We start from the raw sequence: 26,342 nt of genomic DNA, 5'->3' as shown, positions 1-26,342 counted from the left end.
CCCTCCTCCTGCTCTAGTCCTCACCGACCAACGGGACGTCCCCGCCGAGGACGCGCTGGTCGGAGAGGACCAGGTAGCGCATCCCGTCGGCACGTTCCATGCCCAGCTCGTCGGCACGCTGCTGCAGCAGCACCGGCGAGGACAGGCGCTCGACCTCCTGCTCGAGCGCCTGCTCGGTCTCTGACAACCTGGCCAGGCGGACCTGCTGGTCGTGGATCTCGTACGCTGTGGTGGCCATGGCGGTGTTCAGCATCAGCACGGCGAGCAACGCCCCGACCAGGATCGACACGCACAGCAGGATGAATCCGGCGCGGCCGCGGCCTGCAGCGGGTGCGCGCACGATCCGCAACCGGGGCCGCCAGCTGGTCGCGGCACCCGGTGCGGTCAATCGGCCGGGTACTGCACTCATGACGGGCCTCCTTCTCGGATCCGCACCGCTGCCCGTAGCCGCACCGACGCAGCACGAGGGTTGGCCGCTCGCTCGGCGTCGTCAGCCTCCTCCGCCCCGCGGGTGAGCAGCTGCAGGTAGGGTTCGTGCTCCGGCAGCGGCAGCACCAGCCCCTCGGGTGCCGAGGAGGTGGCGCCGGCGACCAGCGCGCGCTTGACCATGCGGTCCTCGAGCGACTGGTAGGACTCCACGACGATCCGGCCGGACACCTCAAGTGCGGCGATCGCCGCGGGCAGCGCCCGTTCCAGCGCCTCCAGCTCGGCGTTCACGGCGATGCGCAGCGCCTGGAAGGTCCGCTTTGCCGGGTTGCCACCGGTGCGCCGGGCGGCGTGCGGGATGCTCTCCCGCACCAGCTCGACCAGCTCACCGGTACGCCTCAGGGGTGCGCTCGCCCGGCGCCGTACCACAGCGGCGGCGATCCGACCGGCGAACCGCTCCTCACCGTAGGTGCTGAGGATCCGGCGCAGCTCACGCTCGTCCGCCTTCGCGAGAAGGTCAGCCGCGGTGCTGCCGGTGGTGGGGTCCATCCGCATGTCCAGTGGAGCGTCCTGGGCATAGGAGAAGCCCCGGTCGACCTCGTCCAGCTGCAACGAGGAGACGCCGAGGTCGAACAGGATGCCCTGGACCCGGCCGGCCACACCGTGCTCGGCAGCGACCGCACCGATCGCGTCGTAGCGCGCGTGCACGGGGGTGAACCGGTCGCCGAACGGCGCCAGGCGCTCTGTGGCCAGTGCGAGTGCTTGCGGATCCCGGTCGATGCCGACCAGGTGCAGCCCGCCGAACCGCTGCAGTGCCGCCTCGGCGTGCCCACCGAGGCCGAGGGTGGCGTCGATGAGCACTGCACCGTCGGCCTGGACCGCTGGGGCGAGCAGATCGAGGCACCGCTGCGCCAGCACGGGTGTGTGCCGGGCTGAGGTGGTCATCTGCGTCATGGCCTTCCTGGTCGGTCGATGGATCTGGGCTGGTGGGCGGTGCTGCGGTGGGTGGAGGGGGGTGGAGCGGCCTGGTGGAGGAAAGTGGAGCGGCTGGGCGGTGGAGCTCTTCTCCGCCGTCCGGCCTGGACTCTCCCCGCCTGCTCTGGCGCCGGGGAAGTGCGTCAGAGACTGCGGTGAGAGACCACGTCGGACGGAGGTCAGAAGCCCGGGATCACCTCCTCGCTGATGTCGGCGAATGCCTGCTCGTTCGCCGCGAGGTAGTCGTTCCATGCGGTCAGGTCCCAGATCTCGATCCGGTTGCCTGCACCGACCACGGCGACCTCCCGCTGCAGCCCGGCGTACTGCCGGAGCTTGGCGGTGATGGTCACCCGGCCCTGCTTGTCCGGGATCTCGTCGCTCGCCCCGGCCAGGAAGAAGCGGGTGAAGTCCCGGTTCGCCTTCGAGGTGGTCGAAGCGGTCTTCATCGTGCCGACGATCTCCTCGAACGCCGACATCGTGTAGCCGTACAGGCACCGCTCCTGACCTGGGGTGATGACGATCCCGGCCGCCATCTGGTCCCGGAACTTCGCAGGCAGGATCAGGCGGCCCTTGTCGTCCAGGCGGGGCTCGTACGTACCGAGGAACAAGGTTCCACCCCCTTCCTACGCGCTCCGGATGACCCCACTTTACTCCACAATCCACCACATGCAACGACAAACTGCGGGTCTGGCGACGGATTGCGCACTAAACCCGCAGGTCAGCAGGGGTGGTGAGAAGTGGAGGGAATCTTCGGCACAGGTCGGTGCGAGCGGATTCGTCGTGCCATCCGGCCAGCCACGATTAGGCTCGTTGACATGCCTGCTCAGCCCGCCGCTCCGTTGCCGGACGAACCACCTGGGCAGTCGGTGCCACCGACTGCTGCAGCCACTGTGGTGCCCGCACCGTCGGCTGGGGCAGAAGCTGGCGTCGCAGGGAGGCAGGAGCCGGCGGCTGCCGCACCGAAGGCGGCCATCGGACGGCTGGAGCAGAACATGACCCAGGCGCTGCCCGGGCGGCCGGACTCGGTGCGCACGATCCTGGCTACCTTCCTCGCCCAGGGGCACCTGCTCCTGCACGATGTGCCGGGGGTGGGCAAGACGACCGTGGCCAAGGCGCTCGCCGCGTCGGTGTCCGGAACGCTGGGGCGCATCCAGTTCACCCCGGACCTCTTGCCCAGCGACCTGACCGGAGTGACGATCTACCGGCAGGAGACGGGGACGTTCGAGTTCCACCCTGGTCCGCTGTTCGCCACGGTGGTCATCGGGGACGAGATCAACCGAGCCTCGCCGAAGACCCAGTCGGCACTGCTGGAGTGCATGGCAGAGCGGCAGGTGACGGTGGACGGGACCACGCACCGGCTCCCGGAGCCGTTCATGGTCATCGCCACCCAGAACCCGGTGGAGATGGATGGCACCTACCGGTTGCCGGAGGCCCAGCAGGACCGGTTCATGGCGCGGGTGAGCCTGGGCTACCCGCCGGACGAGGACGAGCTGTCGATGCTCGCCACCGGCGGGTTCCACGACCCGCTCAGCGGCATCGAGGCGGTGATGCGACCGGAGGACGTGCAGGCAGCCGGTGCGGCGGTGCGCCACGTGTTCGTCTCCGACGAGGCGCTCCGGTACGTCCTGGCTGTGCTCCGGGCCACCCGGGAGCACCCCGGGGTGCAGCTGGGGGCCTCCCCGCGGGCCGGTCTGCACCTGGTCGCACTGGCCAAGGCGCTCGCCTACCTGGACGGACGGGACCACGTCCTGCCCGACGACGTGCAGACGCTCGGCGTGTCAGTGCTGGCCCACCGGCTCACCCTGACCCGGTCAGCCCGCGTGGAGGGGACGGCCGCGGAGGACGTGGTCGCCGAGATCCTCACCCGGGTGCCTGTGCACTCGTGAGCGACGGGTGACCTGATGCGTCCCACCGCTCGCGGCCTCGGCCTGCTGGCCGCCGGTGCCGTGCTGGCGTTCATCGCGACGTCGATGCACTCCAGCACAGTCGGCTCGTTGGCTGCACTGCCCCTGGCGACCCTGCTGGTGGCACTGGTCTGGGTGGGCCTGCACCGGCTCGGCTGGCCGCGGATCGACCTGCACCGCGTCGTGCAGCCCCGCCGTCCGGTGGTCGGGCAGTGGGCTCAGGTGCAGCTGCAGACCGTGCCTTCCCGGCTGCCGGCGTGGACCACGCTGCGTGAGCGTCTGCGGGGGCAGGTGGAGCGCGGTGGGGGTGATGGTGGCGGGTACCGGGTGCGCCCGCTCCGGCGCGGACCACTACAGCTCGGCCCGGCAGTGGTGCTGCGGACCGATCCGCTGCGGCTGGTGCGGTGGCGGCACGTAGCGGGCAGCAGCACCGAGGTGCTGGTGTGGCCGGCAACGGTCGATGTGGCAGACCTGGTACGACTCTGGCCCCAGCGCTACCCACGCCCGAGCGAGGCCGGGCAGCCGGAACGCAGCCTGGACGACCTGACGCTGCGCGACTACCGGCGGGGAGACGACCTGCGCCGGATCCACTGGCGCTCCTCGGCGCGGCACGGTGAGCTGCTGGTCCGGCAGGACGACCCGATGACCGACACCAGCCTCAGCATCATCGTCGACCTCGGCCCGAAGGAGTCCTCCCCGGCGGCGGCCACCGAGTGGACCGTCAGTGCGAGCGCATCGCTGGCGGTGGCACTGGTCGCAGACGGGCAGGAAGCCCACCTTGCGCTCGCGCCGATGCGCCTGCCGGTGCCGGTGTCAGACGCCGCATCGGCCCTGGACGCGTTCGCACGCGCCGACCACGGCCGTCCGCCGGCGCCCGACCAGAACGGGCACGACGCCTTGGTCGCAGTGCTGCGGACACCCGACCAGGGGCTGCTCGACGAGCTCTGTCCCCTGGCCTCGACCCGTCAGTGCCTCGCGCTCGTGGTCGACGCGGACCCGGTGGTCGCGGACAGCCTCACCTCCGCTGGCTGGTTGGTGGCCGGTACCGGCTCTGGGGAGGACATCGGTGCCATGTGGGACCGCACGCTGGTCACCTGGGGGCGGCAGTGACACGGGCTGTCCTGGTCAGCCTGGCAACCGCGTTCACCGTGGTGGTCAGCACCTTCGCAGTCGACCGCCTGGTCGCCCCCTCGTTGTGGCTTGCCCCCGTGCTCGCCACCGTGCTGGTGATGGTAGGTGTGCTGGCGGTGCTGCGGCGGTGGACCCGCAGGGGGCTGGTGCCCTCCCTCGGTGCGCTGCTGGCCGCTGCCGTGACGATCACTGCCTGGTATGCCCACGACGACGCTCTTCTCGGGGTGCTCCCCACCCGCGCAGCGATCGGGACGCTGGACCGGTTGGTGCACCAGGGTGTGGCGGCGATCCAGGTCGCGCTGCCGCCGATCGCTGATGTCCCGGGGGTCGGCCTGCTGCTGACCGCAGGTGTCGCGGTGCTCTACCTGATCGCCGACCTGCTCGCGGTGCCCGGCCGCGCACCAGCCTGGGCGGCACTGCCGCCGCTGGTGCTCTGGGCACTGCCGGTGTTGCTGCTGGCCCCGGTGCACAGCTGGACCGTGGTGCTCGCCGGGGCGGGGTTCATCACGATGCTGGCCACCGGGGCGGAGGCGTGGCGAGAACCAGGCGGGCGGACCAGCCGGCGCCGGATGGGCGCGCTAGGCGTGGTCACCGCTGCGGTGCTCGGTGTGGCGCTGGTCGCCGCGCCATGGGTCCTGGCGATCCCCAGCCCGGTGCGCTGGCACGCTCCAGCCGAGCTGGCCGACGCCGACGCCACCCGGTTGGACCTCGGCCTCGACCTGCGCGCCGACCTGAACCGACCCCAGGACGCTGTCGTGATGACCTACACCGGTGCGCTGCCGAGTCAGCTGGGCCCGTTGCACGCCTACACCCTCACCGAGTTTGACGGCGCCACCTGGGACCGGGGCTCGGCCGGGGAGTGGGAGACGGTCGACGGTCAGGTGCTGTGGCCCGGCCAGGTGGACACGGACGAGCCACGGACCGTGACGATCACGATCAACGACCTGGGCCAGGACCGCCTGCCGATCCCTGGTGAGCCTCGGCTGGTCGACGTGGATGGTCAGGCGTCGTACGCACCACATACGGACGAGGTGCGGCTGGACCAGGCGGAGCCGGGCGAGCTCGCTTACGAGGTGACCGTCCGCCCACGGGACCTGACCGCGGCTGACCTGAGAGACCTCGACCCCAGCACGCTGGACGTGGACCCGGCACTGCTGCGGCTTCCGGACACCGGGTACGGTGCCGACCTGACCGACCTGACCCGCGAGATCGTCACCGACGCTGGGGCACAGACCCCGTACGAGCAGCTGCTCGCGATCCAGAACTACCTCCGTGACCCAGGTGTGTTCACCTATACCGAGTCGGTCACCAGCGCCCGCACCCGCGACGCGGTCTGGGACTTCCTGCACGATCGACGGGGCTACTGCGTGCAGTTCGGCACAGCGATGGTGATGATGGCCCGCACCCTCGACCTGCCGGCCCGGCTGGCCGTCGGATACCTGCCCGGTGAGCTCACCGAGCAGGGCACCGGGAGGATCACCGCGCACCAGGCGCACGCTTGGCCGCAGGTGCTGTTCCCAGAGGTCGGCTGGGTCCGGTTCGAGCCCACTCCGGGCACCCAGTCCGGCACCGCGCCGTCGTGGGCACCGGAGCCGCAGGAGGAGTCGCCGGAGGAAGCGACCTCGGCACCGGCTCAGACCAGCGAGGCCGAGGAGGAGACTGCCACGGCCAGCAGCTCGTCGGCGGAGTCCGCCGAAGAGACCAGCGAGGCCGGCGCCGCCGAAGCCGACGGCCTGGCTCGGAGCACGTCACCGCTGCTGGGTCTGGTCGGGGCGGTCGTGCTGCTGGTCGTCGCCGCCGCGGTGCTGCTCGTGCGGCGCCGGCGCGCACGCTCCAGCGGAGACCTGGAGACCGCCTGGCAACAGGCTCTCGGCGTCGTACGTGCAGCGGGTGGTCACGTGCCGCCGGGGGCGACCCCTCGGGCTGTCGTGGTGGTGGCGGACGAGGCGCTGGCGACCGAGCCGGCGCGGGCCGCGCTGCGCGAGCTCGCAACCGCAGTGGAACGGTCCCGCTACACCCGGGATGGGAGCGACGATGCTCAGCGCCCAGGTCCGCAGACGGTGCGCGGGTGGGTGCAGGTGATCAGGTCGAGCGGTCGCGACCGCGCGGGCGAGGCGACCGGTGCCGGCTCACGAGACGGCAGAGACCGTTCGAAGGCCCGCGCCAGCTCCCGTTGAGGAGCCGGCAGGACTACGTTCGCTCAGCGGCCGTTGTCCTCGCGACGGTGGTCCCAGCGGTCCTCGAGCTTGGACATGAAGCCACCGCTCTGCTTGCGCTTCAGCTCGTGCACGTTGTTGTGCTCGGCTGCCGGTGCCGGGACCCGCTTGGGCCGGGAGATCGCCAGCATCACGCCGGAGAACATGGCGAGGAAGCCGATGATGCTCAGCACCAGATAGCTGGTGAGGGGTCCGGCAATCAGCAGTCCGACACCAGCCAGCCCGAGAAGGGTGCCGAGGATGACGTTGCGGGGACGCCGCACCGCAGCCCCGGAGATGGCGTCTGCGAGCTTGGGATCATCGGAGCGCAGCTGCTGCTCCATCTCCTCCAGCACGCGCTGCTCGTACTCGGAGAGAGGCATGGTCACCTCCCAATTCTTGTCCAGGGTCGCCTCGGTGTGAGGTTTCTCCTCTCAGGATATGTCGCCCGGAGCATTCTCGGTAGTTGTAGGACGAACCAAGGACCCGACTGTGAGCGAATCGACGCCGTAGCGCTGCCGGATCACGTCCATCGCGCGCTCTGCCTGGCGGCGTCCGGTCTCGTCCTCGTCCAGGCGGACCTGCACTGCAGTGGTGGCTGCGTCGCTGAGGGACTCGCACCGCAGCCCGAGCAACCGGACCCCCGCCCGCGGGAGGTCCATTCCCGCGAGCAGCTCTCTGGCGGTGAGGTAGAGCTGGTGGGCGACGTCGCTAGGTGCCTCGAGCGCGCGGGACCGGGTCAGCGTGGTGAAGTCGGCGTGCCGGACCTTGATCGCCACCCCACCGGCGAGCAGCTCACCGGTGCGCAGGCGGGCGGCGCACCGGTGCGCCTGGTCGAGCAGCACAGCAGCGAGCTCCGCCCGGTCAGTGAGGTTGGTCGCGAAGGTCTGCTCGTGCCCGATGGACTTCTCCCGCCGCACCGGTTCCACCGGCCGAGGGTCGCGCCCCCAGGACAGGTCGTGCAGCCGCTGCCCGCCGGCACGGCCAACGGCCTGCTGCAGTGTCGGCAGCGGGGTGTGCGCGAGGTCTGCCACGGTCTGGATGGCCAACCGGGAGAGCCGTTCGGCGGTCCGCTCGCCCACTCCCCACAGCGCCCCGACCGGCAACGAGTGCAGGAAGGACACCGTCGCCGGCGCTGGGATCACCAGGAGACCGTCGGGCTTGGCGTGGCTGGAGGCGAGCTTGGCGACGAACTTCGTGGCGGCTACGCCTACGGAGGCGGGTACGTGCAGCTCGGCGGCGATCCGCTCCCGCAGCCGCCGAGCGATCTCGGCGGGAGGCCCGAGCCGGCGGCGCGCGCCGGAGACGTCCAGGAAGGCCTCGTCGATGCTCACCGGTTCCAGCACCGGGGTGATCTCCGCCAGGATCGCCATCACCGCACGGGAGACGTCCCGGTAGCGATCGTGGTCCGGGCTGATCACCACCGCCTGGGGGCACAGCACCCGGGCGCGGGTCATCGGCATCGCCGAGTGCACCCCGCTGGCTCGTGCCTCGTAGGTGGCGGCCAGCACCACACCGCGGTGCTGGCCGCCGACGATCACCGGGGTTCCCCGCAGCTCCGGCCGGTCGATCAGCTCCACAGAGGCGAAGAACGCATCCATGTCCACATGCAGGATCGGTGCACCCGAGTCGTCGCCGCCCCAGTCCCGGCGCGCGCCTGCGCTGCGTGGGCCCCGGCTCACCGCAGGGTCCCGGTCATCGGTGGCTGCCCCTCATTGCGTGTCCCGTCCTGCGCCCGCGAGCGCACCGGCGGTCACGAGGCCAGCCGTGCCGGACGGGCCGAGATGGAGACTGCGGCCCGGACCTGCTCGAGGAAGTCGGCAGCGGCTGCCACCACCTCATCGACCTCGGCCGGGCTCAGGTGCGCACTGCGACCGGACTCGATCGCCGCACGCACGGCGGCCCCTTGGGCGAAGTAGTCGGCCCACTCCTGCCACTGGGGGCCGACCTCTGCCAGCTGCTCCCAGGCGCTGCGCACCCGCCGGCGGCGACCACCGGGGACCACCTGCAGCTCCAGCACAGCGGCCGCGGCACGCAGGGCTGCCATGTGCGCGTGCAGGAAGGCCTCCTGCGGTTCCTGTCCGGAGGTCACCTGGGCTAGCTCCTGCTCGGCCCGGGCGATCAGCCGTGCCGCACTCATGATCCTCATCGGTGACCTCCGTCCCTCAGCCTGACTCAATCATCGAACATCGGTTCTATCCTGTCAACGGGTGCGGACCTAGCGGCCGGCTCACGCTAGCGTCGGGTCATGCCTCGTCGATCCTCTGCGCTCAGGCCTGTGCACCGTCTGCCCTCCGGTCCGATCAGCACCTCGCACGCCACAGTAGAGCTGACCACCGACAAAACGGACCCGAACGGCGTGATGCTGCTGATCGATGGCGCGGAGAGCTCCTACCTGGACCTGTCCGACCCCACCCACCTGGTGTTCGAGTACATGCAGCAGATGATGGCGGTCCTGGAGGAGACGATGCCTCCTGACCGGGTACGGGCTGTGCACCTCGGTGGTGCGGGATGTGCACTCCCCCGGGCCGTGGCCGCCAGGTGGCCGCGGTCCCGACAGATCGCCGTGGAGTGGGACGCCCTGCTGGCCCGCTACGTGCGGGAGTGGTTCGACCTGCCGCGGGCCCCGCTGCTGCGCATCCGGGTGGCCGACGCGCGCGAGGCGACCGAGTCGATCACCGCTGGTAGCAAAGATGTCGTGCTGCGCGACGTGTTCGTCGGGCGCGAGCCCCCGGAGCACGTCCGCACGGTGGAGTTCACCCGGGCCGTGGCATCCGCGCTCGCCGAGGGCGGGGTGTACCTGGTGAACACCGCGGACCGGCCGCCACTGACCTTTGCCCGGCGAGAGGCCGCCACAGTGGCGGAGGTGTTCGAGCACGTGCTGGTGATCGCCGAACCGGGTGTGCTCAAGGGGCGCCGGTACGGCAACGTGGTGATCGCCGCTGCCGACCGGGCGCTGCCCGCACCTGCGCTGGACCGACGGATGCGAGCGCTGCCGGTGCCGGCCACCGTGCTGGACCGGGCAGCATCGCGGGAGTTCATCGGCACGTTCCAGCCGTTCACCGATCCACCGCACGAGGTCGCCTGAGCGGGCCGGGTTCGCCCTACGCGGTCAGGTGCCGTGCGGGGCCAGAAGGCGACGGCCCGCACCCCGGAGCGGGATGCGGGCCGTCGCTAGCCTCGATCAGACCGTGCGGACGCTCTCCGCCTGCGGGCCCTTGGGACCCTGGGTGATCTCGAACTCGACGCGCTGCGCCTCCTCGAGGGTGCGGTAACCCTCGGACTGGATGGCGGAGTAGTGGACGAAGACGTCGTCACCGCCGCCGTCCTGGGCGATGAAGCCGTAGCCCTTCTCCGCGTTGAACCACTTGACGGTTCCTTGTGCCATGTCGTGCATGTCCTTCCGGGGACTCCTCTGGGGCGAGCCCTGTGCTCGCTCCGCTGGTGCCGCAATGCTTCGCCCCACGTCAGCGCGAGCGGCCGGCACCACCGGGATGCGATGGCCGCCCGTGAGACCTGCACTGGAGTGTGCGTGCCCCGGGTCCTACGTAAGTCAAACGCTTGCAACGCGAGCCAGTCTGGCATGTCCGGTGACCGCAGCGCCAGCGGTATCACGATTTTGGCTCTAGGTGCAGGCGCGTGGTGCACCGAGACCAGCCTCCTCCTGCCCAGGTCCGAGCACGTCTCCGCCGGTCGGATCAGTCCTGGGACTCACCGTCCTGGCCGGCGAGGAACGCCTCGAGCTGGGCACCGAGCTCGTCCGCGCTGGGCAGCTCGTCCATGGGGGTGCGGCCCAGTGACCGGCCTTCGTTCTCCGCCGCCGCGCTGAACTGGTCGAACTGTCGCTCCAGCGCAGCCACGACTGCGGTGACCTCCTCGGACTCCGCGACCTGCCGGTCGATCTCACCACGCACCCGCGCGCCAGCGGCCTCCAGGTCGCCTACGGGCAGGCTCAGGTCACCGGCGCGGGCCACCTGCCGGACCAGCTCAGCCGCTGCCTGCGGATAGTCGGCCTGGGCGAGGTAGTGCGGCACGTTCGCCGCGAAGCCCATCGCGTCGCGACCGCGCCGGCCCAGACGCAGCTCCAGCAGGGCGGCAGCGCTCGCGGGCACCTGGACGGTGGAGAGGTAGTTCGGATAGGCCTCGATCAGCTCTGGCCGGGTGGCGTGCGCCGTCACGGTCATGGGCCGGGTGTGCGGTACCCCCATCGGGATACCGTGCACCCCGATCGTCAGCCGCACCCCGAACTCTTCGATCACCGACTGCACCGCAGCGACGAACTGCTCCCAGCGCAGGTCCGGCTCCAGCCCGTGCAGCAGCAGCACGGGCGCACCGTCGTCGTCACGGATGAGGTCGAGCACCAGCTCCGGTTCGTCATAGCTGGTCCACGCACCGTCGTTGAAGGTCATCGCCGGACGCCGGGACCGGTAGTCCAGGAGCTCGTCCATGTCGAAGCTGAGCACGCGCACGGACGGCAGCTTGCTGGTCAGGTGCTGGGCGAGCAACCGGCCCGCGCTGCCGGCGTCCATCGACCCCTGCAGGGCGTGCACCAGTACCGGCGCTTCGCCCTCTTCCGGGGCGGGAGCGTCGCCAGCCCAGCGGTACAGCTCTCGTGGATCCTTCATCGTCAATTTCTCACCTCGGTGGGTTGAACACCGGCCGGGCGGGGGACATTCCCGTCCGCACGACCGAACAGCGACAGTCGCAGTGTCCCCTCCTGCGGGAGGCAGATCACAGTGCTCAGGCACCCGCAGCAGGTCGAAACAGTGGATAATAATCGTTCGCCTTGTTCGGTCCGCACGCTAGGAGAACCCATCGGTGACCAGTAGCGACATGGCACCCGATCGATCGACGTCACAGCCCGGTGTCGATCTGCCTGGTTCCCACCACAGGGGCCTCGAGGCTGCGCAGGACCAGCGGCGGCAGCTGGAGCAGGAACAGCGGCACGTCACCGCCGTCTACACCCGGCTGGACGAGCTGCGTGCGCACACCCGGCGCCGCCTCGCTGAGGTACGGCGCACCGGCGCAGTGGGCACGCACCAGAACAGGTCCGAGCGGGACGCGTTCGCCACACTGTACGAGGACCGCCTCGCGCAGCTGGGCTCAGTGGAGGACCGGCTCGTCTTCGGTCGTCTCGATCTTCGGGACGGGCAGCGCCGGTACGTAGGCCGCATCGGCATCTCCGACGCCGAGCACCACCCGCTCCTGACCGACTGGCGTGCCCCGGCGGCCCGCCCGTTCTACCAGGCCACTGCAGCGGAGCCGGGTGAGGTGGTGCTGCGCCGACACCTGCAGACCAAGGGGCGCACCGTCGTCGGGCTGGAGGACGACCTGCTGGACGCCGATGCGGTAGCCGACGACGTGGTGCTCAGCGGCGAAGGCGCCCTGCTGGCAGCGCTGAACGCAGAACGTACCGGGCGGATGAGCGACATCGTGGCCACCATCCAGGCGGAGCAGGACGCGATCATCCGCTCCCCGCTGGACGGGGTGCTGGTCGTCGAGGGCGGACCGGGGACCGGCAAGACCGCGGTCGCGTTGCACCGGGCCGCCTACCTGCTGTACGCCCACCGAGAGCAGATCGAACGCTCCGGGGTCCTGGTGGTCGGCCCCTCTCGGGTGTTCCTGCGTTACATCGAGCAGGTGCTGCCGGCGCTCGGCGAGACCGGCGTGGTGTCCACGACGATCGGGGACCTGCTGCCCGGCATCGAGGCCACCGGCACCGAGGATCCGGCTGTCGCACAGATCAAGGGGCGTCCCCTGTGGGCGCGGATCCTGTCCAACGCCGTGCGCGCCCGTCAGCGCGTCCTGCCCGAGCAGGACCTCAAGGTCGGTTCGCTACGGCTGCGACTGCGCACCCAGGACATGGTCGAGGCGCAGACCCGTGCCCGGCGTTCCCGACAGCCGCACAACCTGGCGCGGGTGACGTTCGTGCGGCACATGCTGAACGCGCTCGCCGCGCAGTACGCCGAGAAGGTCGGTGCCGGTACCGAGGACCACGCGGACATCGTCGAGGAGCTCCGCTCCGCCCGGGACGTGCGCGTGGCGCTGAACCTGTGCTGGCTGCCGTTGACCGCCACCGGCCTGCTCGCCGACCTGTACGCCAAGCCGCACCGTCTCGCCGAGGCCGCACCACGGTTGTCCGCCGCCGAACGGTCCCGGCTCGCCCGCGACCGCAGCGCGGCCTGGACCGCTGCGGACGTACCGCTGCTGGACGAGCTGGCCGAGCTGCTCGGCGCCGATGACGAGGCCAGCCGTGCCGAGGCGCAGGCGGAGCAGGCCCGCCGGGCGGAGGAGGTCGCCTATGCCCGGGAGATGCTCTCCGCTTCCGGTGCCGGCGGCGGCCTGGTCTCCGCTGAGATGGTCGCGGGCAGGTTCGCCGGGGGCGGGACTGCGTCGACCACCGCCGAGCGTGCCGCTGCGGACCGGTCCTGGACGTACGGGCACGTGGTGGTCGACGAGGCGCAGGAGCTGTCCGCGATGGCGTGGCGAGCGCTGCGGCGGCGCAACCCGCGGCGGTCGATGACCATCGTCGGGGACGTGTGGCAGACCTCCAGCCGAGCCGGTGCCCGGGACTGGGAGCAGATGCTCTCCCGGCCGCTGGGACGGACGTTCCGCACCGAGACGCTCACGGTGAACTACCGGACTCCGGCCTCGATCATGGCGCTGGCGCAGCAGGCGATGCAGACCTGGCGCCCGGACCTCCCCCCTGCCCCGGTGACCTCTGCGCGGGACGTGCCAGACGCCGTCGTACGCGAGCAGGTCAGCGACCTGGTGGGCGGTGTGCAGCAGGTGGTGCACCGGGCGCGTGGGCACGGGACGCTCGCCGTGATCGCCGACGAGCGGCGGCACGCGGCGCTCATCGAGGCCCTCGGGGCCGGTGATGGCTCGGACCTGCGCGCCGAGGTGGTGGTGCTGGACCCAGCGGGGAGCAAGGGGCTGGAGTTCGACGTGGTGGTCGTGGTCGAACCCCAAGAGCTGCTCGACGGCGGAGCTCCAGCAGACCTGTACGTCGCCATGACCCGGGCTACCCAACGTCTGCACCTGGTGCACACGGGGCAGCTGCCCGCACCCTTGGCGTCCACGCACTGAGCACGTTTTTGTATCCGGGCACAAGAAGAGCACCATAGGGCCGTGGTCAAGGCACTCCTCCTGGAAAACATCCATCCTCTGGGCACCGAGGTGCTCGATGCTGCCGGGATGGAGGTGTCGACACGGTCCGGGGCGCTGGACGAGGACGAGCTGATCGCCGCGTTGGACGGGGTGCAGGTGCTCGGTATCCGGTCCAAGACGCACATCACCGCCAAGGTGCTGGAGCAGGCCAAGGACCTGGTCGCGATCGGTGCGTTCTGCATCGGCACGAACCAGATCGACCTGACCGCCGCTGCCGATGCCGGCGTGGTGGCGTTCAACGCCCCGTTCTCCAACACCCGCTCTGTGGTGGAGCTGGCGCTGGCCGAGATCATCGCGCTCACCCGGCGGCTGACCGAGAAGGACAAGTCGCTGCACGCGGGCACCTGGGACAAGTCTGCCAACGGTGCGCACGAGGTGCGCGGACGTACGCTAGGCATCGTCGGCTACGGCAACATCGGCACCCAGCTGTCGGTCGTGGCCGAGGCACTGGGCATGCGGGTGATCTTCTACGACACCGCGGAGAAGCTCTCCCTGGGCAACGCGAAGCGGATGCCGAGCCTGCACGCGCTGCTCGCTGAAGCCGACATGGTGACCCTGCACGTGGACGGCCGGCCCGGCAACGCGGGCATGTTCGGCGCCGACGAGTTCGCCGCGATGAAGCCGGGCGCGATCTTCCTGAACCTCTCCCGCGGCTTCCTGGTCGACTACGGGGCGCTGCGGGAGCAGGTGCTCGCCGGCCGGGTCAGCGGGGCAGCGGTGGACGTCTTCCCGCAGGAGCCGAAGAAGCAGGGGGACGCGTTCGACTCCGAGCTGCGGAACCTGCCGAACGTGATCCTCACCCCGCACGTGGGTGGCTCCACCGAGGAAGCGCAGCAGGACATCGGCCGGTTCGTGGCCGCGAAGCTGCGCGACTACGTGCACTCAGGTGCGACCGCGCTGAGCGTGAACGTCCCGGCGCTCATCCTGGACCGACCGAGGGCTGGGACCCGGCGGATCGCGCACCTGCACCAGAACGTGCCCGGGGTGATGGCGGCGGCGAACCAGGAGCTCTCCGCGGCCGGGGCGAACATCGAGAGCCAGGTGCTGGCGACGTCCGGCAGCCTGGGCTACGCCGTCACCGACATCAGCGGCGACCTGCCGGTCGAGACGCTCACCCGGATCGAGGGCATGGAAGCGACCGTGCGGCTGCGCACGCTGCGCCCAGACAGCGACGACTGACCCCTGCCGGATCGACTGCGGCGCGCGGCTGGGGCGCTCAGCCGGACTTGCGGCGGAACACCCGACGGCCGCTGTGGTCCACCTCTGACCCGTGCACGGGTCCGGTGTTCGGTGGCGCCTCCTCGGTCAGGTGCTCACGTTCGGCCTTGCGGTCGAGCGCTGCCCGCATCTTCGCCTTGGCGTCGGCCATCGGGTCGTCGGACTTCTCGGATGACATCGGGGCTCCTGACGGTGGTCTGACGACGCCGGACACCCGGCGCTGGTGCCCACTCTGCCCCGCTCTCGCCGGTGGCGCCACCGAATACTCCCCGTCGGTCGGGTCAGCGAACGGCGAACGCGTCGGTCGCGCGGACCAGGGCGTCCAAGGTGGCCGGTTCACTGAAGGCATGGCCGGAGTCCGGGGTGAGCACGAGCTCGGCGTGCGGCATGGCCTGGGCGAGCTCGTAGGCAGAGACGGCGGGGGTGCACATGTCGTAACGGCCCTGCACGATCACGGTGGGGATGCCGGCCAGCAGGTGCGCGTCGCGGATGAGCTGGCCCTCCTCGAGCCAGCCGTGGTTGACGAAGAAGTGGTTCTCGATGCGTGCGAAGGAGACGGCATGGGCGCGGTCATCGGCCTTGGCCAGGTTTGCCGGGTCGGGGTAGAGGGAGATGACGGTGTTCTCCCAGGCGGTCCAGGCGGCGCCGGCCGGCACGTGGACGGCCGGGTCGGGGTGGAACAGGAGGTCGTGGAAGGCTTCCTGCAGTCGCCCTGGGATGCGGCGCTCGAGCGGTACCGGCGCGAGGTAGTCCTCCCAGGCGTCCGGGTAGACGTTGCGCAGCGGCCCCTCGTACATCCAGTCCAGCTCGCTGCGGCGCAGGGTGAAGATACCGCGCAGCACGAGCTCGGTGACCCGGCTCGGGTGGGTCTGCGCATAGGCCAGCGCCAGGCAGGAGCCCCAGGAACCCCCGAACACCTGCCAGGCGGTGACGCCCAGGTGCGTGCGCAGGGCCTCGATGTCGGCGACCAGGTGCCAGGTGGTGTTCGTGCTCAGGTCGGCGTCCGCAGCGGAGGCGTGCGGGCGGGAGCGGCCGGCCATGCGCTGGTCGAACAGGACGATGCGGTACCGCTCCGGGTCGAACACCCTTCGCTGCGCGGGGCTCACGCCCGAGCCTGGTCCGCCGTGCAGGAAGACGACCGGCTTGCCGTCCGGGTTACCGCTCACCTCGTAGTACAGCTCGTGCCCGTCGCTCACCGGCAGGTATCCGGTCTGGTGCGGGTCGATCTCCGGGTAGAAGGTGCGCAGGTCCGGGCTGTCACGGCGTCGGGGATGCATACCTCGAACCTACCCCGCACGGGCACTGCTCCGGTGCTTGCCGGCAGGCTACTCTCGGGGCATGTACACACCTGCCGAGGACCGGTACGAGACCATGCCGATGCGCTACTGCGGGAGGAGCGGGCTGCAGCTGCCGCTCGTCTCCCTCGGGCTGTGGCAGAACTTCGGGGACACCACGGCGCTGGAGACCCAGCGGGAGATCGTGTTTCACGCGTTCGACCGCGGGATCACCCAGATCGACCTGGCGAACAACTACGGACCTCCGCCGGGGGCTGCCGAGGAGAACTTCGGCAGGATGCTGCGGGCTGACCTTGCCGCCCTGCGCGACGAGCTGGTGATCACCACCAAGGCGGGCTACCCGATGCACCCAGGCCCCTACGGTGACGGCAGCTCCCGCAAGTACCTGCTGTCGTCCTTGGACGCCTCGTTGCGCCGCATGGGCCTGGACTACGTCGACATCTTCTACAGTCACCGCTTCAACCCGGACACACCGCTGACCGAGACGATGGGTGCGCTGAAGACCGCCGTGGACTCTGGCCGTGCGCTGTATGCCGGCATCTCCTCCTACAACGCGCGGCGCACCCGGGAGGCGCTGGCCGTGGCTGCGGACCTCGGACTGGACCTGTTGGTGCACCAGCCTTCTTACTCGATGCTCAACCGGTGGATCGAGGACCCCGACCAGGCTGGTACCGGCGAGTCGCTGCTGGACGTGCTCGGTGACTCCGGTCTGGGCGCAGTGGTGTTCTCGCCGCTGGCCCAGGGGATGCTCACGGACAAGTACCTCGATGGTGTGCCCGCCGGCTCCCGCCGCGCGAAGGGCGGACCGCTGCGCGCGGAGTACCTGAGCGAGGAGAACCTGGGCCGGGTGCGCGCGCTGAACGAGATCGCCGGTCGCCGCGGACAGTCCCTGGCACAGATGGCGGTGGCCTGGGTGCTCCGCGACCCGCGGGTGACCACCGCGCTGGTCGGTGCCTCCAGCGTGCGCCAGCTGGACGACACCCTCGGCGCACTGGCGAACCTGGAGTTCACCGACGAGGAGCTCGCCGAGATCGACCGGTACGCCCAGGACGGTGGCGTCAACCTGTGGGCGCCCCGGTCCAGCGACCGGTAACGCCACTGTTCGCCGCCGGTGGTCCGGGCTTCCCCTCCCGGACCACCGGCGGACGTCTCTACTCGAGCGGCGCGGTCTCGCTGCGCTCGTCGCGCAGGGCCGTGATCGCTGCCTCGAAGTCCTCCAGAGAGGAGAAGGCCTGGTAGACGCTGGCGAACCGCAGGTAGGCGACCTCGTCCAGGTCGCGCAACGGACCCAGGATGGTCAGGCCGACCTCGTGGGCGTCCACCTCGGCCACACCGGTGGCGCGGACCGCCTCCTCGACCTTCTGCGCCAGCAGCGCGAGGTCGTCCTCGGAGACCGGCCGACCCTGACAGGCCTTGCGGACACCGGCGATCACCTTGTCCCGGCTGAACGGTTCGACAGCCCCGGAGCGCTTCATCACGTTCAGGCTGGTGGTCTCCACCGTGGTGAACCGCCGACCGCACTGCGGACACTGCCGACGGCGGCGGATGGACGCGCCGTCCTCAGCGGTGCGCGAGTCCACCACCCGAGAGTCGCCGTGTCGGCAGAACGGGCAGTGCACCAGGCGGTTTCCCTTCCCTCCGACGCGATGCACGCAGCACCACATGGTGGACAATCACATCCGTGTAACTACTAGATGTGTCCCAACTTAGACAGCGGAGGGCCACCCGCGCAAGTACCGCGCGGCAGCGGATCGTGCGATCAGCCGGCCGCAGGGACCGTCAGCTCCTGCCCCGCGTGCACAGTAGCAGCCGTGAGGTTGTTCAACGTGATGATCTGGTCGATGACGGCGCGCACGTCCTGGCCCTCGACCGCGACGCTCTCGGCGATGGTCCACAGGTTCTCCCCCGGGCCGACCGTCACGCTCTGCACCTGCTCGGGTGCCGCGTCCTGGGCCGGGAGTGCGAGACCGACACCGGTGCCCAGAGCAGCAGCGAGCGCGAACGCGAGCGCCACCAGCACTGCGCGGCCGCGGTCGGTGAGCCGCACCGGTCCGGCAGCTGCCACAGCGTGCGCGGACCGCCGCCGCGCACCAGTCTCGAGGCTCTGCGGGGGACAGGTGGCCACCGCCCCGGCACCCACCGGAGCAGCCGGTGCCGCAGACAGGTCGGGGACGGCGACCAGGTGCCGCCGGACGGGCATGGTCAGCCCCGCGGTGGGGAAGGCCACTGCACTCATCGTTACTCGTCTCCTCATGTCGTCGAACACCCGTACGTCGAACGTCCGTGCTGAAAGTAGCACGCCCCGCCGACGACACGCCAGTCGAACACATGTTTGGCGTTTCGGGAGGTGGCGCCTATCGTGGAGAGCGCCACGACCAGAGCAGATCATCGACCACTGACATCGGCGGACTTCCAGGCGATGTGGAGCAGGAGGACATCATGGCCCGCGAACCGAAGAAGGACGAGAGCGACCGTCCCGACCCGGCATCGCTGAGCCCGCGGCAGCGCCGGATCATGGATTCGATCCGCGCGAGCCTGGACGCCAAGGGGTATCCACCGACGATGCGCGAGATCGCCACCGCCGTGGGTCTGGCCAGCCCGTCGTCGGTGAAGTATCAGCTCGAGCTGCTGGAGCGGAAGGGGTTCCTGCGCCGAGACGCACTGTCCACCCGCGCGATCGAGATCGTCGGCGACGACTCTCGCAAGGTCCGTGGCAGTGCGACGACGTTCACCACCTACGACGGTGAGCAGGACACGGCACGCGCCGCCTATGTGCCGCTCGTCGGGCGGATCGCCGCCGGCGGACCGATCCTGGCCGAGCAGGCGATCGAGGACGTCTTCCCGCTCCCCCGCCAGCTGGTCGGTGACGGCGAGCTGTTCCTGCTCCAGGTGGTCGGCGACTCGATGATCGATGCGGCCATCTGCGACGGCGACTGGGTCGTGGTGCGCAGCCAGGCGGTCGCAGAGAACGGCGAGATCGTCGCGGCGATGATCGACGGCGAGGCAACGGTGAAGACGCTGAAGAAGACCGACGAGGCGGTCTGGCTGCTGCCGGCGAACGACAACTACTCCCCGATCGACGGTTCCCAGGCCGAGGTGCTCGGCCGCGTGGTCAGCGTGCTGCGCTCTCTGTGACCCCGCTCGCGGCCGATCCGTCGGCCGCAGCGCTGTCGTCGGTGGTCAACGCCTCCCCGGCCAGCCGCCGCAGCGCTCCGCGCACCACCTCGGGGTCCGTGGTCGGCCACAGCGGAGGCAGGCTCGCCGCCAGGAACGAACCGTACCGGGCGGTCCGCAGCCTCGGGTCGAGCACGGCCACCACGCCACGGTCGGTGGTGCTGCGGATCAGCCGGCCGGCACCCTGCGCCAGCAGCAGGGCTGCGTGCGTGGCCGAGACGGCCATGAACCCGTTCCCACCAGCCCGGCCGACCGCCTCGGTGCGGGCCGCCTTCACCGGGTCATCTGGCCGCGGGAACGGGATCCGGTCGATGAACACCAGGCGGCAGCTCAGCCCCGGCACGTCCACTCCCTGCCACAGCGAGAGCGTGCCGAACAAGCTCGCTGTCGGGTCCGCGGCAAAGTCCCGCACCAGCGTGGGCAGCACATCGTCACCCTGCAGCAGGATCGGCCACTCGAGCTGTTCGCGGAGCGCCTCGGCCGCCGCCTGCGCCCCACGTCGGGAGGAGAACAGGCCGAGCGCCCCACCCTGGGAGGCGGTGACCAGCTCGGCGATCTCCGCGAGCAACTTCTCGTCGGTGCCGTCCCGGCCGGGGCGGGCCAGCGAGGCGGCCACGTACAGGATGCCCTGCCGGCCGTAGTCGAACGGGGAGGAGACCAGCTCGCTGCGGTAGGCGCCGTCGGCCAGGCCCAGCGAGCGGGCGGTGGCCTGGAACGTGCCGCCGAGGGCGAGCGTGGCGGAGGTGAGCACCGCGGACCGGCCGGCCAGCAGGTCCCCCGCGATCGGCCCGGCGACGTTCAACGGTGCGAGCATCAGCCGCGACCCCTCCCCCGGTCGGCGGCCCCGCTCGCACCAGAGCACGTCGACGTGCTCGCTGATCCGGTCCGAGAGCAGCCGGTCGGCCACCTCGAACAACGCCAGCAGGGCGCTGTGCGCCACCGACTTCGCCCCCGCCTCCGAGGCTGAGGTCTGCTGGTCGCGCATCGCCGACATCCCTTCGCGGGCGCCGTCGGCGATCGCGCGCACCACCGGGGCCAGCTCCTCAGGCAGACCGGAGCGCAGCCGCCCCTCCGGCACGGCCATCAGCAACGGGCGGAGCTCTTCGCCGGCTTCCTGCAGCCCGGTCAGCGGGAGCCCTGCGTGCCGGCGGGCGGTGCGCGCGGTGCGCTCGACGACTGCGGCGGACAGCTCGACCGTGGCCTGGGCGGTCACCCGGTCGGGTAGCTCGTGCGCCTCGTCCACCACCAGGATCTCGTGCTCGGGCAGCACCTTCGGGTTCCCGGTGGCGGCGATACCGAGCATCGCGTGGTTGGTGACCACCAGGTCGGCCTCGCGGGCGTGGGCGCGGGCACGTTCGGGGAAGCACTCGGCCAGCAGCGGGCACTTCTGGCCCAGGCACTCCAGAGAGGTGATGGACACCTGCCGCCAGGCGCGCTCGCTCACCCCCGGCACCAGGTCGTCCCGGTCGCCGGTGTCGGTCTCCGCCGCCCACTCCCGCAGCCGGACCACCTGGCCGCCGAGGGACTCCTCGGCCTCGCCAGGGTGTTCTTCGGCGGTCGACGGCGCCGCCTCCGTGGCAGCGAACAGGGCACCTTCGTCGTCGGGGTATCCGCCGGCGACCTTGTGCTTGCACACGTAGTTGTGCCAGCCCTTGAGCAGCGCCACGTCGGGCTCACGCCCGAGGTGGCGGGTCAGCGTCTCGGTGACCAAGGGCAGGTCGTGACCAAGGATCTGACGCTGCAGCGCGAGGGTCGCCGTGGAGACGATGGCGCGCTGTCCGGAGGAGACGGTCTTGAGCAGTGTCGGCACCAGGTAGGCCAGGGACTTGCCGGTCCCGGTGCCGGCCTGGACGAGCAGGTGGGCACCGTCGTCGAGGGTGTCCGCGACCGCGCGGGCCATCTCGTGCTGCCCGGTGCGGCGGGCGCCTCCCATCGTGGCCACGACCTCGTCCAGGGCGGCGTCCACGCTGTGCGCCGACCCGGCGGCACCGGCCGGGCCGGGTCGCTCGTCCTGCTCGCTCTCACCCACCCCCCGACGGTATCGCGCCGGTGGTGTCAGCCCGGTACACCGTCCACAGCCGTCAGCCGGCGCGGCGCAGCTCAGCGGCCAGTGCGTCGTCCACGCGGGCCACCAGCCGGGTGCCCTCGGCGAGGTGCTCGGTGGCGATCACCTCGCCGGTGGTGTGCGCCCGGTGCACCAGGTCGCCGCGGTCGTAGGGCACCAGCACGTCCACCTCGACCGCCGGCCGGGGCAGGGTCTCGGCGATGCGTGCGCGCAGCTCCTCGATACCGGCACCGGTACGTGCGGAGACGGCGATCGCGTCCGGCTCCCGGGTGCGCAGCCGGTGAAGAGTCTCCGGTGCGGCCAGGTCCGCCTTGTTCAGCACCACGATCTCCGGCAGCTCCCGGGCCCCTTCGATGTCCCGCAGCACGTTCCGTACCGCGGTGATCTGACCCTCCGGATCCGGGTGCGCAGCATCCACCACGTGCAGGATCACGTCCGAGGCGCCGACCTCCTCCAACGTGGAGCGGAACGCCTCCACCAGCTGGGTGGGCAGGTTGCGCACGAAGCCGACCGTGTCCGCCAGGGTGTAGGCGCGTCCGTCCGGGGTCTGCGCCCGGCGCACCGTGGGGTCCAGGGTGGCGAACAGGGCGTTCTGCACCAGCACCCCGGCATCGGTGAGCCGGTTCAGCAGCGAGGACTTGCCGGCGTTGGTGTAGCCGGCGATGGCCACCGAGGGCACATCACCGGCGCTGCGGGAGTGCCGGCGGGCAGCGCGACCGGGAGCCATCTGCGCGATCTGCCGGCGCAGCTTGGCCATCCGGGTGCGGATCCGGCGCCGGTCCAGCTCGATCTTGGTCTCACCAGGTCCGCGGGAGCCGATCCCCGCGCCACCGGCGACCCGGCCACCGGCCTGCCGGGACATCGACTCACCCCAGCCGCGCAGCCGTGGCAGCAGGTACTCCAGCTGGGCCAGCTCCACCTGGGCCTTGCCCTCCCGGGACTTGGCGTGCTGGGCGAAGATGTCCAGGATCAGCGCGGTGCGGTCGATCACCTTCACCTTGATGACGTCCTCCAGCCCGCGCCGCTGGGACGGGGCCAGCTCGGAGTCGACGATCACGGTGTCCGCGTGCGTGGCAGCCACCACGCTGGCGAGCTCGGCGGCCTTGCCCGAACCCAGGTAGGTGCCCGGGTCGGGGGCGGAACGCCGCTGCAGCATCCCGTCCAGCACCACCGAGCCGGCGGTCTCGGCGAGTGCGGCGAGCTCGCGCAGGGAGATCTCCGCCTCTTCAGCGGTCCCGTGGGTCCACAGTCCGACCAGCACGACCCGTTCCAGGCGCAGCTGCCGGTACTCCACCTCGCTGACGTCCTGCAGCTCGGTGGACAGCCCGCCGACCCGGCGCAGCGCGGTACGTTCGGCCAGGTCCAGCTGGTCGCCGTCATGGCCGGTGTGCTCGTCCTGCTCGTGCTGGATCGCCGTGCCCGCCCTCGCCAGGATCCGGTTGACGACGTCCTGCGCGCGGGCCTCGGTGGAGGCGTCCAGCTCAGCGGACCTCGGATGGGCGGTGGGTCGGGTCATGGTGTCCTTGTCGGCAGCCGGATCTGGATACCTCCACGATCCCACGCCCCCTGCGCTCCCGCCAGAGGATTTCGCTTACGGCTGGCGCTGGCACGTACGCTGCGGCTGTGGGTCACTACTTCACCAACGAGCCGCACGCCGCCAGCGCCCCGCGCACCCTGACCGTGACCCTGCGCGGGCAGGAGGTCCAGGTGAGCACGGACGCCGGCGTGTTCTCCGCCGCCCGGCTGGACCCCGGCACCACGGTGCTGCTGGCCCAAGCAGGCGAGGTTCCGCCGTCGGGAACGCTGCTGGACCTGGGCTGCGGATGGGGACCGATCGCGCTGACCATGGCGATGGCCAGCCCTGGGGCGCGGGTGCTGGCGGTGGACGTGAACACCCGGGCGTTGGAGCTGACCGCCCAGAACGCCGAACGGCTCGGCCTGGCCAACGTGGTCACCGCCACCCCTGAGGACCTGCTCACGGCTGAGCCGGACCTGCGGCTGGACGCGATCTGGTCCAACCCGCCGATCCGGGTGGGAAAGGCGGTGCTGCACGAGATGCTGCGCACCTGGCTGCCGCGGCTGGCACCGGGGGCCACCGCCCAGCTGGTGGTGGCGAAGAACCTGGGCTCGGACTCCCTGCAGCGGTGGATCACCAGCGAGCTCGGCCTGCCCACGAGCCGGCGGGCGAGCGCGAAGGGGTTCCGGGTGCTGCAGGTCAGCACGCCGGAGGAGTAGGCAGCGCCACGCGCACCGGCGCCGGACTCAGCCCGGCAGCGGGGTGACCACCCCGACCAGCTCGGCCGGTCCGGCCAGCTCCACCCGGTCGCCGTCCACCCGCACCCGCAGCCGCCCACCGGGCACGTGCACCTGCCAGTGGTCCGGCGCGCCGTCGCCGAACCAGGCGCGCACCGCCAGCGCAGCAGCGCACGCCCCGGTGCCGCAGGAGAGGGTCTCCCCCACCCCGCGCTCGTACACCCGCATCCGCAGCACACCGATGCGACCACCGTCCTCGGTGGCCTCCGCCTCCCCGAGCGGCACCACGAACTCCACGTTGCTGCCGTGCTCCGGTTGTGGGTCCACACCGGGCAGGCTGGTCAGGTCCAGCTCGGCGAGGGTCTGCTCGTCCTGCAGGGCGACGACGGTGTGCGGGTTGCCCAGCTCCAGCCGCAGGCCCGGGCGCTGCTCGTCCAGCCCCCGGGTGACCACTGAGGCGTCGAACCCGGAGGCGAGCGCCTCCGCACCGCCGGTGGCCCGCCAGGTGCCCATGTCCACGGCGTACTCCTGGCCCTCGCGGCGCACGCCGAGCACCCCGGCGCGGGTGCCGACCGGTACCACCGCGCCGTCGGGCAGGTCCAGCAGCCCGGCGTGCCGCAGGTAGGCGACGAAGACCCGGATGCCGTTGCCGCACATCTCGGCCAGCGAACCGTCGGCGTTGCGGTAGTCCATGAACCACTGGGCGCCCTGCTCGGCGGCGGCCGGATCGACCAGCGCGGTGGGGACGGCCCGGATCAGACCGTCCGCGCCGATCCCGGTGTGCCGGTTGGTGATCGCGGCCACCACATCGGGGGAGAGCTCGCCGGTGCCCTCGGAGTCGGTGAACAGCAGGAAGTCGTTGCCGGTGCCGTGGCCCTTGGTCAGCGTGGGCAGGTCGGTGGGGAGCGTCACCCGACCAGCGTACGTGCCTGCTCCAGGGTGCTCGAGCCGGGGGTGAGCCAGGTGATCCTCGGGTCGCGGCGGAACCACTTGCGCTGCCGACGGGCGAGCTGCCGGGTGGCCAGAGCGGTCTGGGCGACCGCCTCGTCCTCGCTGAGCTCGCCACGGATGCGGGCCAGGGCCTGGGCGTAGCCGACGGCGCGCACCGCGGTGCGGCCCTGCTCCAGGCCGCGGCTGCGCAGCTCCTCGGTCTCGGTGACCAGCCCGGTGGCGAACATCTGCGCGGCACGGGCGTCGATCCGGGCGTCCAGGTCGGTGCTGGGCAGGTCGAGGCCGAGCTGGACGGCGGGGATGGCGTAGGTGTGGTCGGGCAGGTTCGCGGAGAACGGCCGGCCGGTGATCTCGATGACCTCCAGGGCGCGCACGATCCGGCGGGTGTTGCCGCGGTCGATGCGGGCGGCCGCCTGGGGGTCCTGGCGGGTGAGCTCGTCGTGCAGCATGCCGGGGCCGTGCTCGGCGGCGCGGGCCTCCCAGGCCGCGCGCACGGCCGGGTCGGTGCCGGGGAAGTCGATCCGGTCCAGCAGGGCGCGCACGTACAGTCCGGATCCGCCCACGATCACGACGGCGCAGCCCGCCCTGGTCAGTTCGGTCACCTGGACGCGGGCGTGGGACTGGTAGGCGGCCACGCTGGCCTCCTCGGTGACCTCCAGCACGTCCAGCTGGTGGTGCGGGATTCCACGGCGCTGCTCGGGCGGCAGCTTGGCGGTGCCGATGTCCATGCCCCGGTAGAGCTGCATGGCGTCGGCGTTGACGATCTCCGCGCCCAGGGACTCGGCCAGGTCCAGGGCGAGGTCCGACTTGCCGGTGGCGGTGGGGCCGACGACCGCGACCACAGGCGGGTCGGGGTGGGGCGCGGTCATGAGGCTCGAGGGTATCGAAGGCACCAGATCTCGCCTGCTGCTGACTCCCACACGCGTTCCGGCGATGGTATTGTGGATCGGTGGATACCACATACAGCGCGTCGTTGGGTGACCGTGGCCGCCTGGTGGTTCCGGCCGGCCTGCGCGCCAGCCAGCAGTGGGAGCAGGGCACCACGTTGCTGTTCATCGAGACACCGCACGGTGTTGTCCTGGCCACGCGGGACCAGGTCAAGGATCTTGTTCGCGCACAGCTGGCGGGTACCAGCCTGGTCGATGAGCTCGTTGCCGAGCGGCGCGAGCAGGCGAAGCAGGACGGCGCCGCGTGATCGTCCTGGACGCCTCGGCGGTGCTTGTCTACGTCCAGGGCGAGCGTGGTTCCGACCGGGTGGAGGAAGCCCTGCCGACGGCCGTGCTCGGTGCGGCGAACTGGTCCGAGGTGCTCCAGAAGGTCCGCGCTCGTGGCGGCGACCCAGCGATCGTTCGTGCCTTGCTGCTCAGCTACGGGATGCGCATCGAACCCGTCACACCATCGGACGCGGAGCAGGCAGCCGCCCTGTGGCAACCCGGCAGCGGGCTCGCACTCGGCGACCGCCTCTGTCTGGCCCTCGCCCGACGACTGGGCGTCACAGCGCTCACAGCGGACCAGGCGTGGGGTGAGTCGGAGACGGTGATCCAGATTCGATGATCCGGCTGCGCCCCACGGTCGGCTGATGCCC

Annotated in this window: 27 protein-coding genes; 11 read left to right on the top strand and 16 right to left on the bottom strand. The window is 71.1% G+C overall.

Annotation, left to right across the window (positions count from 1 at the left end):
• Positions 1–13 precede the first annotated feature (13 nt).
• The 3 genes from ftsL to mraZ form a co-directional block, all read right to left on the bottom strand.
• On the bottom strand, positions 14–409 hold the full coding sequence (ftsL, locus tag K338_RS20410) for a cell division protein FtsL (RefSeq protein WP_040652724.1): 396 nt from the start codon (positions 407–409) through the stop codon (positions 14–16).
• Positions 406–1,380 carry a 16S rRNA (cytosine(1402)-N(4))-methyltransferase RsmH gene (gene rsmH, locus K338_RS0104185; protein ID WP_022916931.1) on the bottom strand — a complete coding sequence of 325 codons (975 nt, stop codon included), beginning with the start codon at positions 1,378–1,380 and terminating at the stop codon, positions 406–408. The genes ftsL and rsmH overlap by 4 nt, the downstream gene beginning before the upstream one ends.
• Positions 1,381–1,580: 200 nt before the next feature.
• On the bottom strand, positions 1,581–2,009 hold the full coding sequence (gene mraZ / locus K338_RS0104180; protein ID WP_022916930.1) for a division/cell wall cluster transcriptional repressor MraZ: 429 nt from the start codon (positions 2,007–2,009) through the stop codon (positions 1,581–1,583).
• 207 nt (positions 2,010–2,216) lie between these two features.
• Between mraZ and K338_RS0104175 the strand changes: the two genes are divergently transcribed.
• The 3 genes from K338_RS0104175 to K338_RS0104165 are packed head-to-tail and all read left to right on the top strand — an operon-like array spanning position 2,217 to position 6,613.
• Entirely contained in the window at positions 2,217–3,287 is a 1,071-nt protein-coding gene (locus K338_RS0104175) for an AAA family ATPase (RefSeq protein WP_084480574.1), read from the top strand.
• Between the two features lie 15 nt (positions 3,288–3,302).
• Entirely contained in the window at positions 3,303–4,415 is a 1,113-nt protein-coding gene (locus tag K338_RS24290; protein ID WP_022916928.1) for a DUF58 domain-containing protein, read from the top strand.
• Positions 4,412–6,613 carry a transglutaminase TgpA family protein gene (locus K338_RS0104165; protein ID WP_157612202.1) on the top strand — a complete coding sequence of 734 codons (2,202 nt, stop codon included), beginning with the start codon at positions 4,412–4,414 and terminating at the stop codon, positions 6,611–6,613. The genes K338_RS24290 and K338_RS0104165 overlap by 4 nt, the downstream gene beginning before the upstream one ends.
• A 23-nt stretch (positions 6,614–6,636) precedes the next feature.
• Here the strand turns inward: K338_RS0104165 and K338_RS0104160 are convergent, their stop codons facing one another.
• From K338_RS0104160 to K338_RS20395, 3 genes are all read right to left on the bottom strand, one after another.
• On the bottom strand, positions 6,637–7,014 hold the full coding sequence (locus K338_RS0104160; protein ID WP_022916926.1) for a DUF3040 domain-containing protein: 378 nt from the start codon (positions 7,012–7,014) through the stop codon (positions 6,637–6,639).
• Between the two features lie 51 nt (positions 7,015–7,065).
• The gene (gene dinB / locus K338_RS20400; RefSeq protein ID WP_022916925.1) at positions 7,066–8,313 is read right to left on the bottom strand and encodes a DNA polymerase IV; all 1,248 of its coding nucleotides are present in this window, start codon (positions 8,311–8,313) and stop codon (positions 7,066–7,068) included.
• A gap of 71 nt (positions 8,314–8,384) precedes the next feature.
• Positions 8,385–8,780 (bottom strand): SAV_6107 family HEPN domain-containing protein, encoded by a 396-nt coding sequence (locus tag K338_RS20395; protein WP_022916924.1) that lies wholly within the window; start codon positions 8,778–8,780, stop codon positions 8,385–8,387.
• 129 nt (positions 8,781–8,909) lie between these two features.
• Here K338_RS20395 and K338_RS20390 point away from each other — a divergent pair, with 129 nt between their 5' ends.
• Complete coding sequence (locus tag K338_RS20390; RefSeq protein ID WP_022916923.1) at positions 8,910–9,719, top strand: spermidine synthase; 810 nt, start codon at positions 8,910–8,912, stop codon at positions 9,717–9,719.
• Between the two features lie 96 nt (positions 9,720–9,815).
• Here the strand turns inward: K338_RS20390 and K338_RS0104140 are convergent, their stop codons facing one another.
• Together K338_RS0104140 and K338_RS0104135 are read right to left on the bottom strand one after the other, a co-directional pair.
• The gene (locus K338_RS0104140; RefSeq protein WP_027286417.1) at positions 9,816–10,019 is read right to left on the bottom strand and encodes a cold-shock protein; all 204 of its coding nucleotides are present in this window, start codon (positions 10,017–10,019) and stop codon (positions 9,816–9,818) included.
• Between the two features lie 310 nt (positions 10,020–10,329).
• Positions 10,330–11,256, bottom strand: coding sequence for a proteasome assembly chaperone family protein (locus K338_RS0104135; protein WP_022916921.1), 927 nt, complete (start codon positions 11,254–11,256; stop codon positions 10,330–10,332).
• A gap of 193 nt (positions 11,257–11,449) precedes the next feature.
• Between K338_RS0104135 and K338_RS0104130 the strand changes: the two genes are divergently transcribed.
• Together K338_RS0104130 and serA are read left to right on the top strand one after the other, a co-directional pair.
• A complete protein-coding gene (locus K338_RS0104130) occupies positions 11,450–13,720 on the top strand; it encodes a HelD family protein (RefSeq protein WP_245542885.1) in 2,271 nt (756 codons plus the stop codon).
• Between the two features lie 12 nt (positions 13,721–13,732).
• Complete coding sequence (serA, locus tag K338_RS0104125) at positions 13,733–14,980, top strand: phosphoglycerate dehydrogenase (protein WP_277049389.1); 1,248 nt, start codon at positions 13,733–13,735, stop codon at positions 14,978–14,980.
• Between the two features lie 37 nt (positions 14,981–15,017).
• On the opposite strand, the gene K338_RS0104120 is transcribed toward serA, so the two are convergent.
• Both K338_RS0104120 and pip read right to left on the bottom strand, forming a co-directional pair.
• Positions 15,018–15,197 (bottom strand): DUF5302 domain-containing protein, encoded by a 180-nt coding sequence (locus K338_RS0104120; protein WP_022916918.1) that lies wholly within the window; start codon positions 15,195–15,197, stop codon positions 15,018–15,020.
• Between the two features lie 103 nt (positions 15,198–15,300).
• Positions 15,301–16,296 (bottom strand): prolyl aminopeptidase, encoded by a 996-nt coding sequence (pip, locus tag K338_RS0104115; RefSeq protein WP_022916917.1) that lies wholly within the window; start codon positions 16,294–16,296, stop codon positions 15,301–15,303.
• A 61-nt stretch (positions 16,297–16,357) separates the two neighbouring features.
• Here pip and mgrA point away from each other — a divergent pair, with 61 nt between their 5' ends.
• Complete coding sequence (mgrA, locus tag K338_RS0104110; RefSeq protein ID WP_022916916.1) at positions 16,358–17,407, top strand: L-glyceraldehyde 3-phosphate reductase; 1,050 nt, start codon at positions 16,358–16,360, stop codon at positions 17,405–17,407.
• A 58-nt stretch (positions 17,408–17,465) separates the two neighbouring features.
• Here mgrA and nrdR read toward each other — a convergent pair whose 3' ends face one another.
• Both nrdR and K338_RS24285 read right to left on the bottom strand, forming a co-directional pair.
• The gene (gene nrdR, locus K338_RS0104105) at positions 17,466–17,933 is read right to left on the bottom strand and encodes a transcriptional regulator NrdR (protein WP_022916915.1); all 468 of its coding nucleotides are present in this window, start codon (positions 17,931–17,933) and stop codon (positions 17,466–17,468) included.
• Between the two features lie 140 nt (positions 17,934–18,073).
• Positions 18,074–18,550, bottom strand: coding sequence for a LysM peptidoglycan-binding domain-containing protein (locus K338_RS24285; protein ID WP_022916914.1), 477 nt, complete (start codon positions 18,548–18,550; stop codon positions 18,074–18,076).
• 203 nt (positions 18,551–18,753) lie between these two features.
• Between K338_RS24285 and lexA the strand changes: the two genes are divergently transcribed.
• Complete coding sequence (lexA, locus tag K338_RS0104095; protein ID WP_027286414.1) at positions 18,754–19,449, top strand: transcriptional repressor LexA; 696 nt, start codon at positions 18,754–18,756, stop codon at positions 19,447–19,449.
• Here lexA and K338_RS20380 read toward each other — a convergent pair.
• Together K338_RS20380 and hflX are read right to left on the bottom strand one after the other, a co-directional pair.
• Positions 19,427–21,421: an ATP-dependent DNA helicase gene (locus K338_RS20380; protein ID WP_084480599.1), complete on the bottom strand. Its 1,995-nt coding sequence runs from the start codon at positions 21,419–21,421 to the stop codon at positions 19,427–19,429. The two genes, lexA and K338_RS20380, sit on opposite strands and share 23 nt — an antisense overlap.
• 148 nt (positions 21,422–21,569) lie before the next feature.
• Positions 21,570–23,069: a GTPase HflX gene (gene hflX, locus K338_RS0104085; RefSeq protein WP_022916911.1), complete on the bottom strand. Its 1,500-nt coding sequence runs from the start codon at positions 23,067–23,069 to the stop codon at positions 21,570–21,572.
• 107 nt (positions 23,070–23,176) lie between these two features.
• On the opposite strand from hflX, the gene K338_RS0104080 reads away from it, so the two are divergent.
• Positions 23,177–23,788, top strand: a complete 612-nt coding sequence (locus K338_RS0104080; protein WP_022916910.1) for a class I SAM-dependent methyltransferase — start codon at positions 23,177–23,179, stop codon at positions 23,786–23,788.
• A 27-nt stretch (positions 23,789–23,815) separates the two neighbouring features.
• Here the strand turns inward: K338_RS0104080 and dapF are convergent, their stop codons facing one another.
• Positions 23,816–24,718, bottom strand: a complete 903-nt coding sequence (gene dapF, locus K338_RS0104075; protein ID WP_022916909.1) for a diaminopimelate epimerase — start codon at positions 24,716–24,718, stop codon at positions 23,816–23,818.
• A complete protein-coding gene (gene miaA / locus K338_RS0104070) occupies positions 24,715–25,626 on the bottom strand; it encodes a tRNA (adenosine(37)-N6)-dimethylallyltransferase MiaA (protein WP_022916908.1) in 912 nt (303 codons plus the stop codon). Before miaA ends, dapF begins: the two co-directional genes overlap by 4 nt.
• An 80-nt stretch (positions 25,627–25,706) precedes the next feature.
• Between miaA and K338_RS0104065 the strand changes: the two genes are divergently transcribed.
• Positions 25,707–25,952, top strand: coding sequence for an AbrB/MazE/SpoVT family DNA-binding domain-containing protein (locus tag K338_RS0104065; RefSeq protein ID WP_022916907.1), 246 nt, complete (start codon positions 25,707–25,709; stop codon positions 25,950–25,952).
• On the top strand, positions 25,949–26,311 hold the full coding sequence (locus K338_RS0104060; RefSeq protein WP_022916906.1) for a type II toxin-antitoxin system VapC family toxin: 363 nt from the start codon (positions 25,949–25,951) through the stop codon (positions 26,309–26,311). The genes K338_RS0104065 and K338_RS0104060 overlap by 4 nt, the downstream gene beginning before the upstream one ends.
• The last annotated feature ends 31 nt before the right edge of the window (positions 26,312–26,342 follow it).

Origin of the sequence: Ruania albidiflava DSM 18029, from assembly GCF_000421225.1 — a bacterium.
Classification (GTDB): Bacteria; Actinomycetota; Actinomycetes; order Actinomycetales; family Beutenbergiaceae; genus Ruania; species Ruania albidiflava.
Note: the sequence above shows the minus strand (reverse complement) of the source record. Positions and strands in the feature narration are given on the sequence as shown.

Bases quoted from the DNA above. Each gene is read 5' to 3' on its own strand.
- hflX (WP_022916911.1), bottom strand. From the start codon at position 23,069: ATGACCCGACCCACCGCCCATCCGAGGTCCGCTGAGCTGGACGCCTCC.
- rsmH (WP_022916931.1), bottom strand. From the start codon at position 1,380: ATGACGCAGATGACCACCTCAGCCCGGCACACACCCGTGCTGGCGCAG.
- miaA (WP_022916908.1), bottom strand. From the start codon at position 25,626: ATGACCGCGCCCCACCCCGACCCGCCTGTGGTCGCGGTCGTCGGCCCC.
- K338_RS0104120 (WP_022916918.1), bottom strand. From the start codon at position 15,197: ATGTCATCCGAGAAGTCCGACGACCCGATGGCCGACGCCAAGGCGAAG.
- mgrA (WP_022916916.1), top strand. From the start codon at position 16,358: ATGTACACACCTGCCGAGGACCGGTACGAGACCATGCCGATGCGCTAC.
- K338_RS0104140 (WP_027286417.1), bottom strand. From the start codon at position 10,019: ATGGCACAAGGAACCGTCAAGTGGTTCAACGCGGAGAAGGGCTACGGC.
- lexA (WP_027286414.1), top strand. From the start codon at position 18,754: ATGGCCCGCGAACCGAAGAAGGACGAGAGCGACCGTCCCGACCCGGCA.
- K338_RS20380 (WP_084480599.1), bottom strand. From the start codon at position 21,421: ATGGGAGGCGCCCGCCGCACCGGGCAGCACGAGATGGCCCGCGCGGTC.
- K338_RS0104135 (WP_022916921.1), bottom strand. From the start codon at position 11,256: ATGAAGGATCCACGAGAGCTGTACCGCTGGGCTGGCGACGCTCCCGCC.
- K338_RS0104175 (WP_084480574.1), top strand. From the start codon at position 2,217: ATGCCTGCTCAGCCCGCCGCTCCGTTGCCGGACGAACCACCTGGGCAG.
- K338_RS0104160 (WP_022916926.1), bottom strand. From the start codon at position 7,014: ATGCCTCTCTCCGAGTACGAGCAGCGCGTGCTGGAGGAGATGGAGCAG.
- K338_RS24290 (WP_022916928.1), top strand. From the start codon at position 3,303: ATGCGTCCCACCGCTCGCGGCCTCGGCCTGCTGGCCGCCGGTGCCGTG.
- K338_RS20395 (WP_022916924.1), bottom strand. From the start codon at position 8,780: ATGAGGATCATGAGTGCGGCACGGCTGATCGCCCGGGCCGAGCAGGAG.
- pip (WP_022916917.1), bottom strand. From the start codon at position 16,296: ATGCATCCCCGACGCCGTGACAGCCCGGACCTGCGCACCTTCTACCCG.
- ftsL (WP_040652724.1), bottom strand. From the start codon at position 409: ATGAGTGCAGTACCCGGCCGATTGACCGCACCGGGTGCCGCGACCAGC.
- K338_RS24285 (WP_022916914.1), bottom strand. From the start codon at position 18,550: ATGAGTGCAGTGGCCTTCCCCACCGCGGGGCTGACCATGCCCGTCCGG.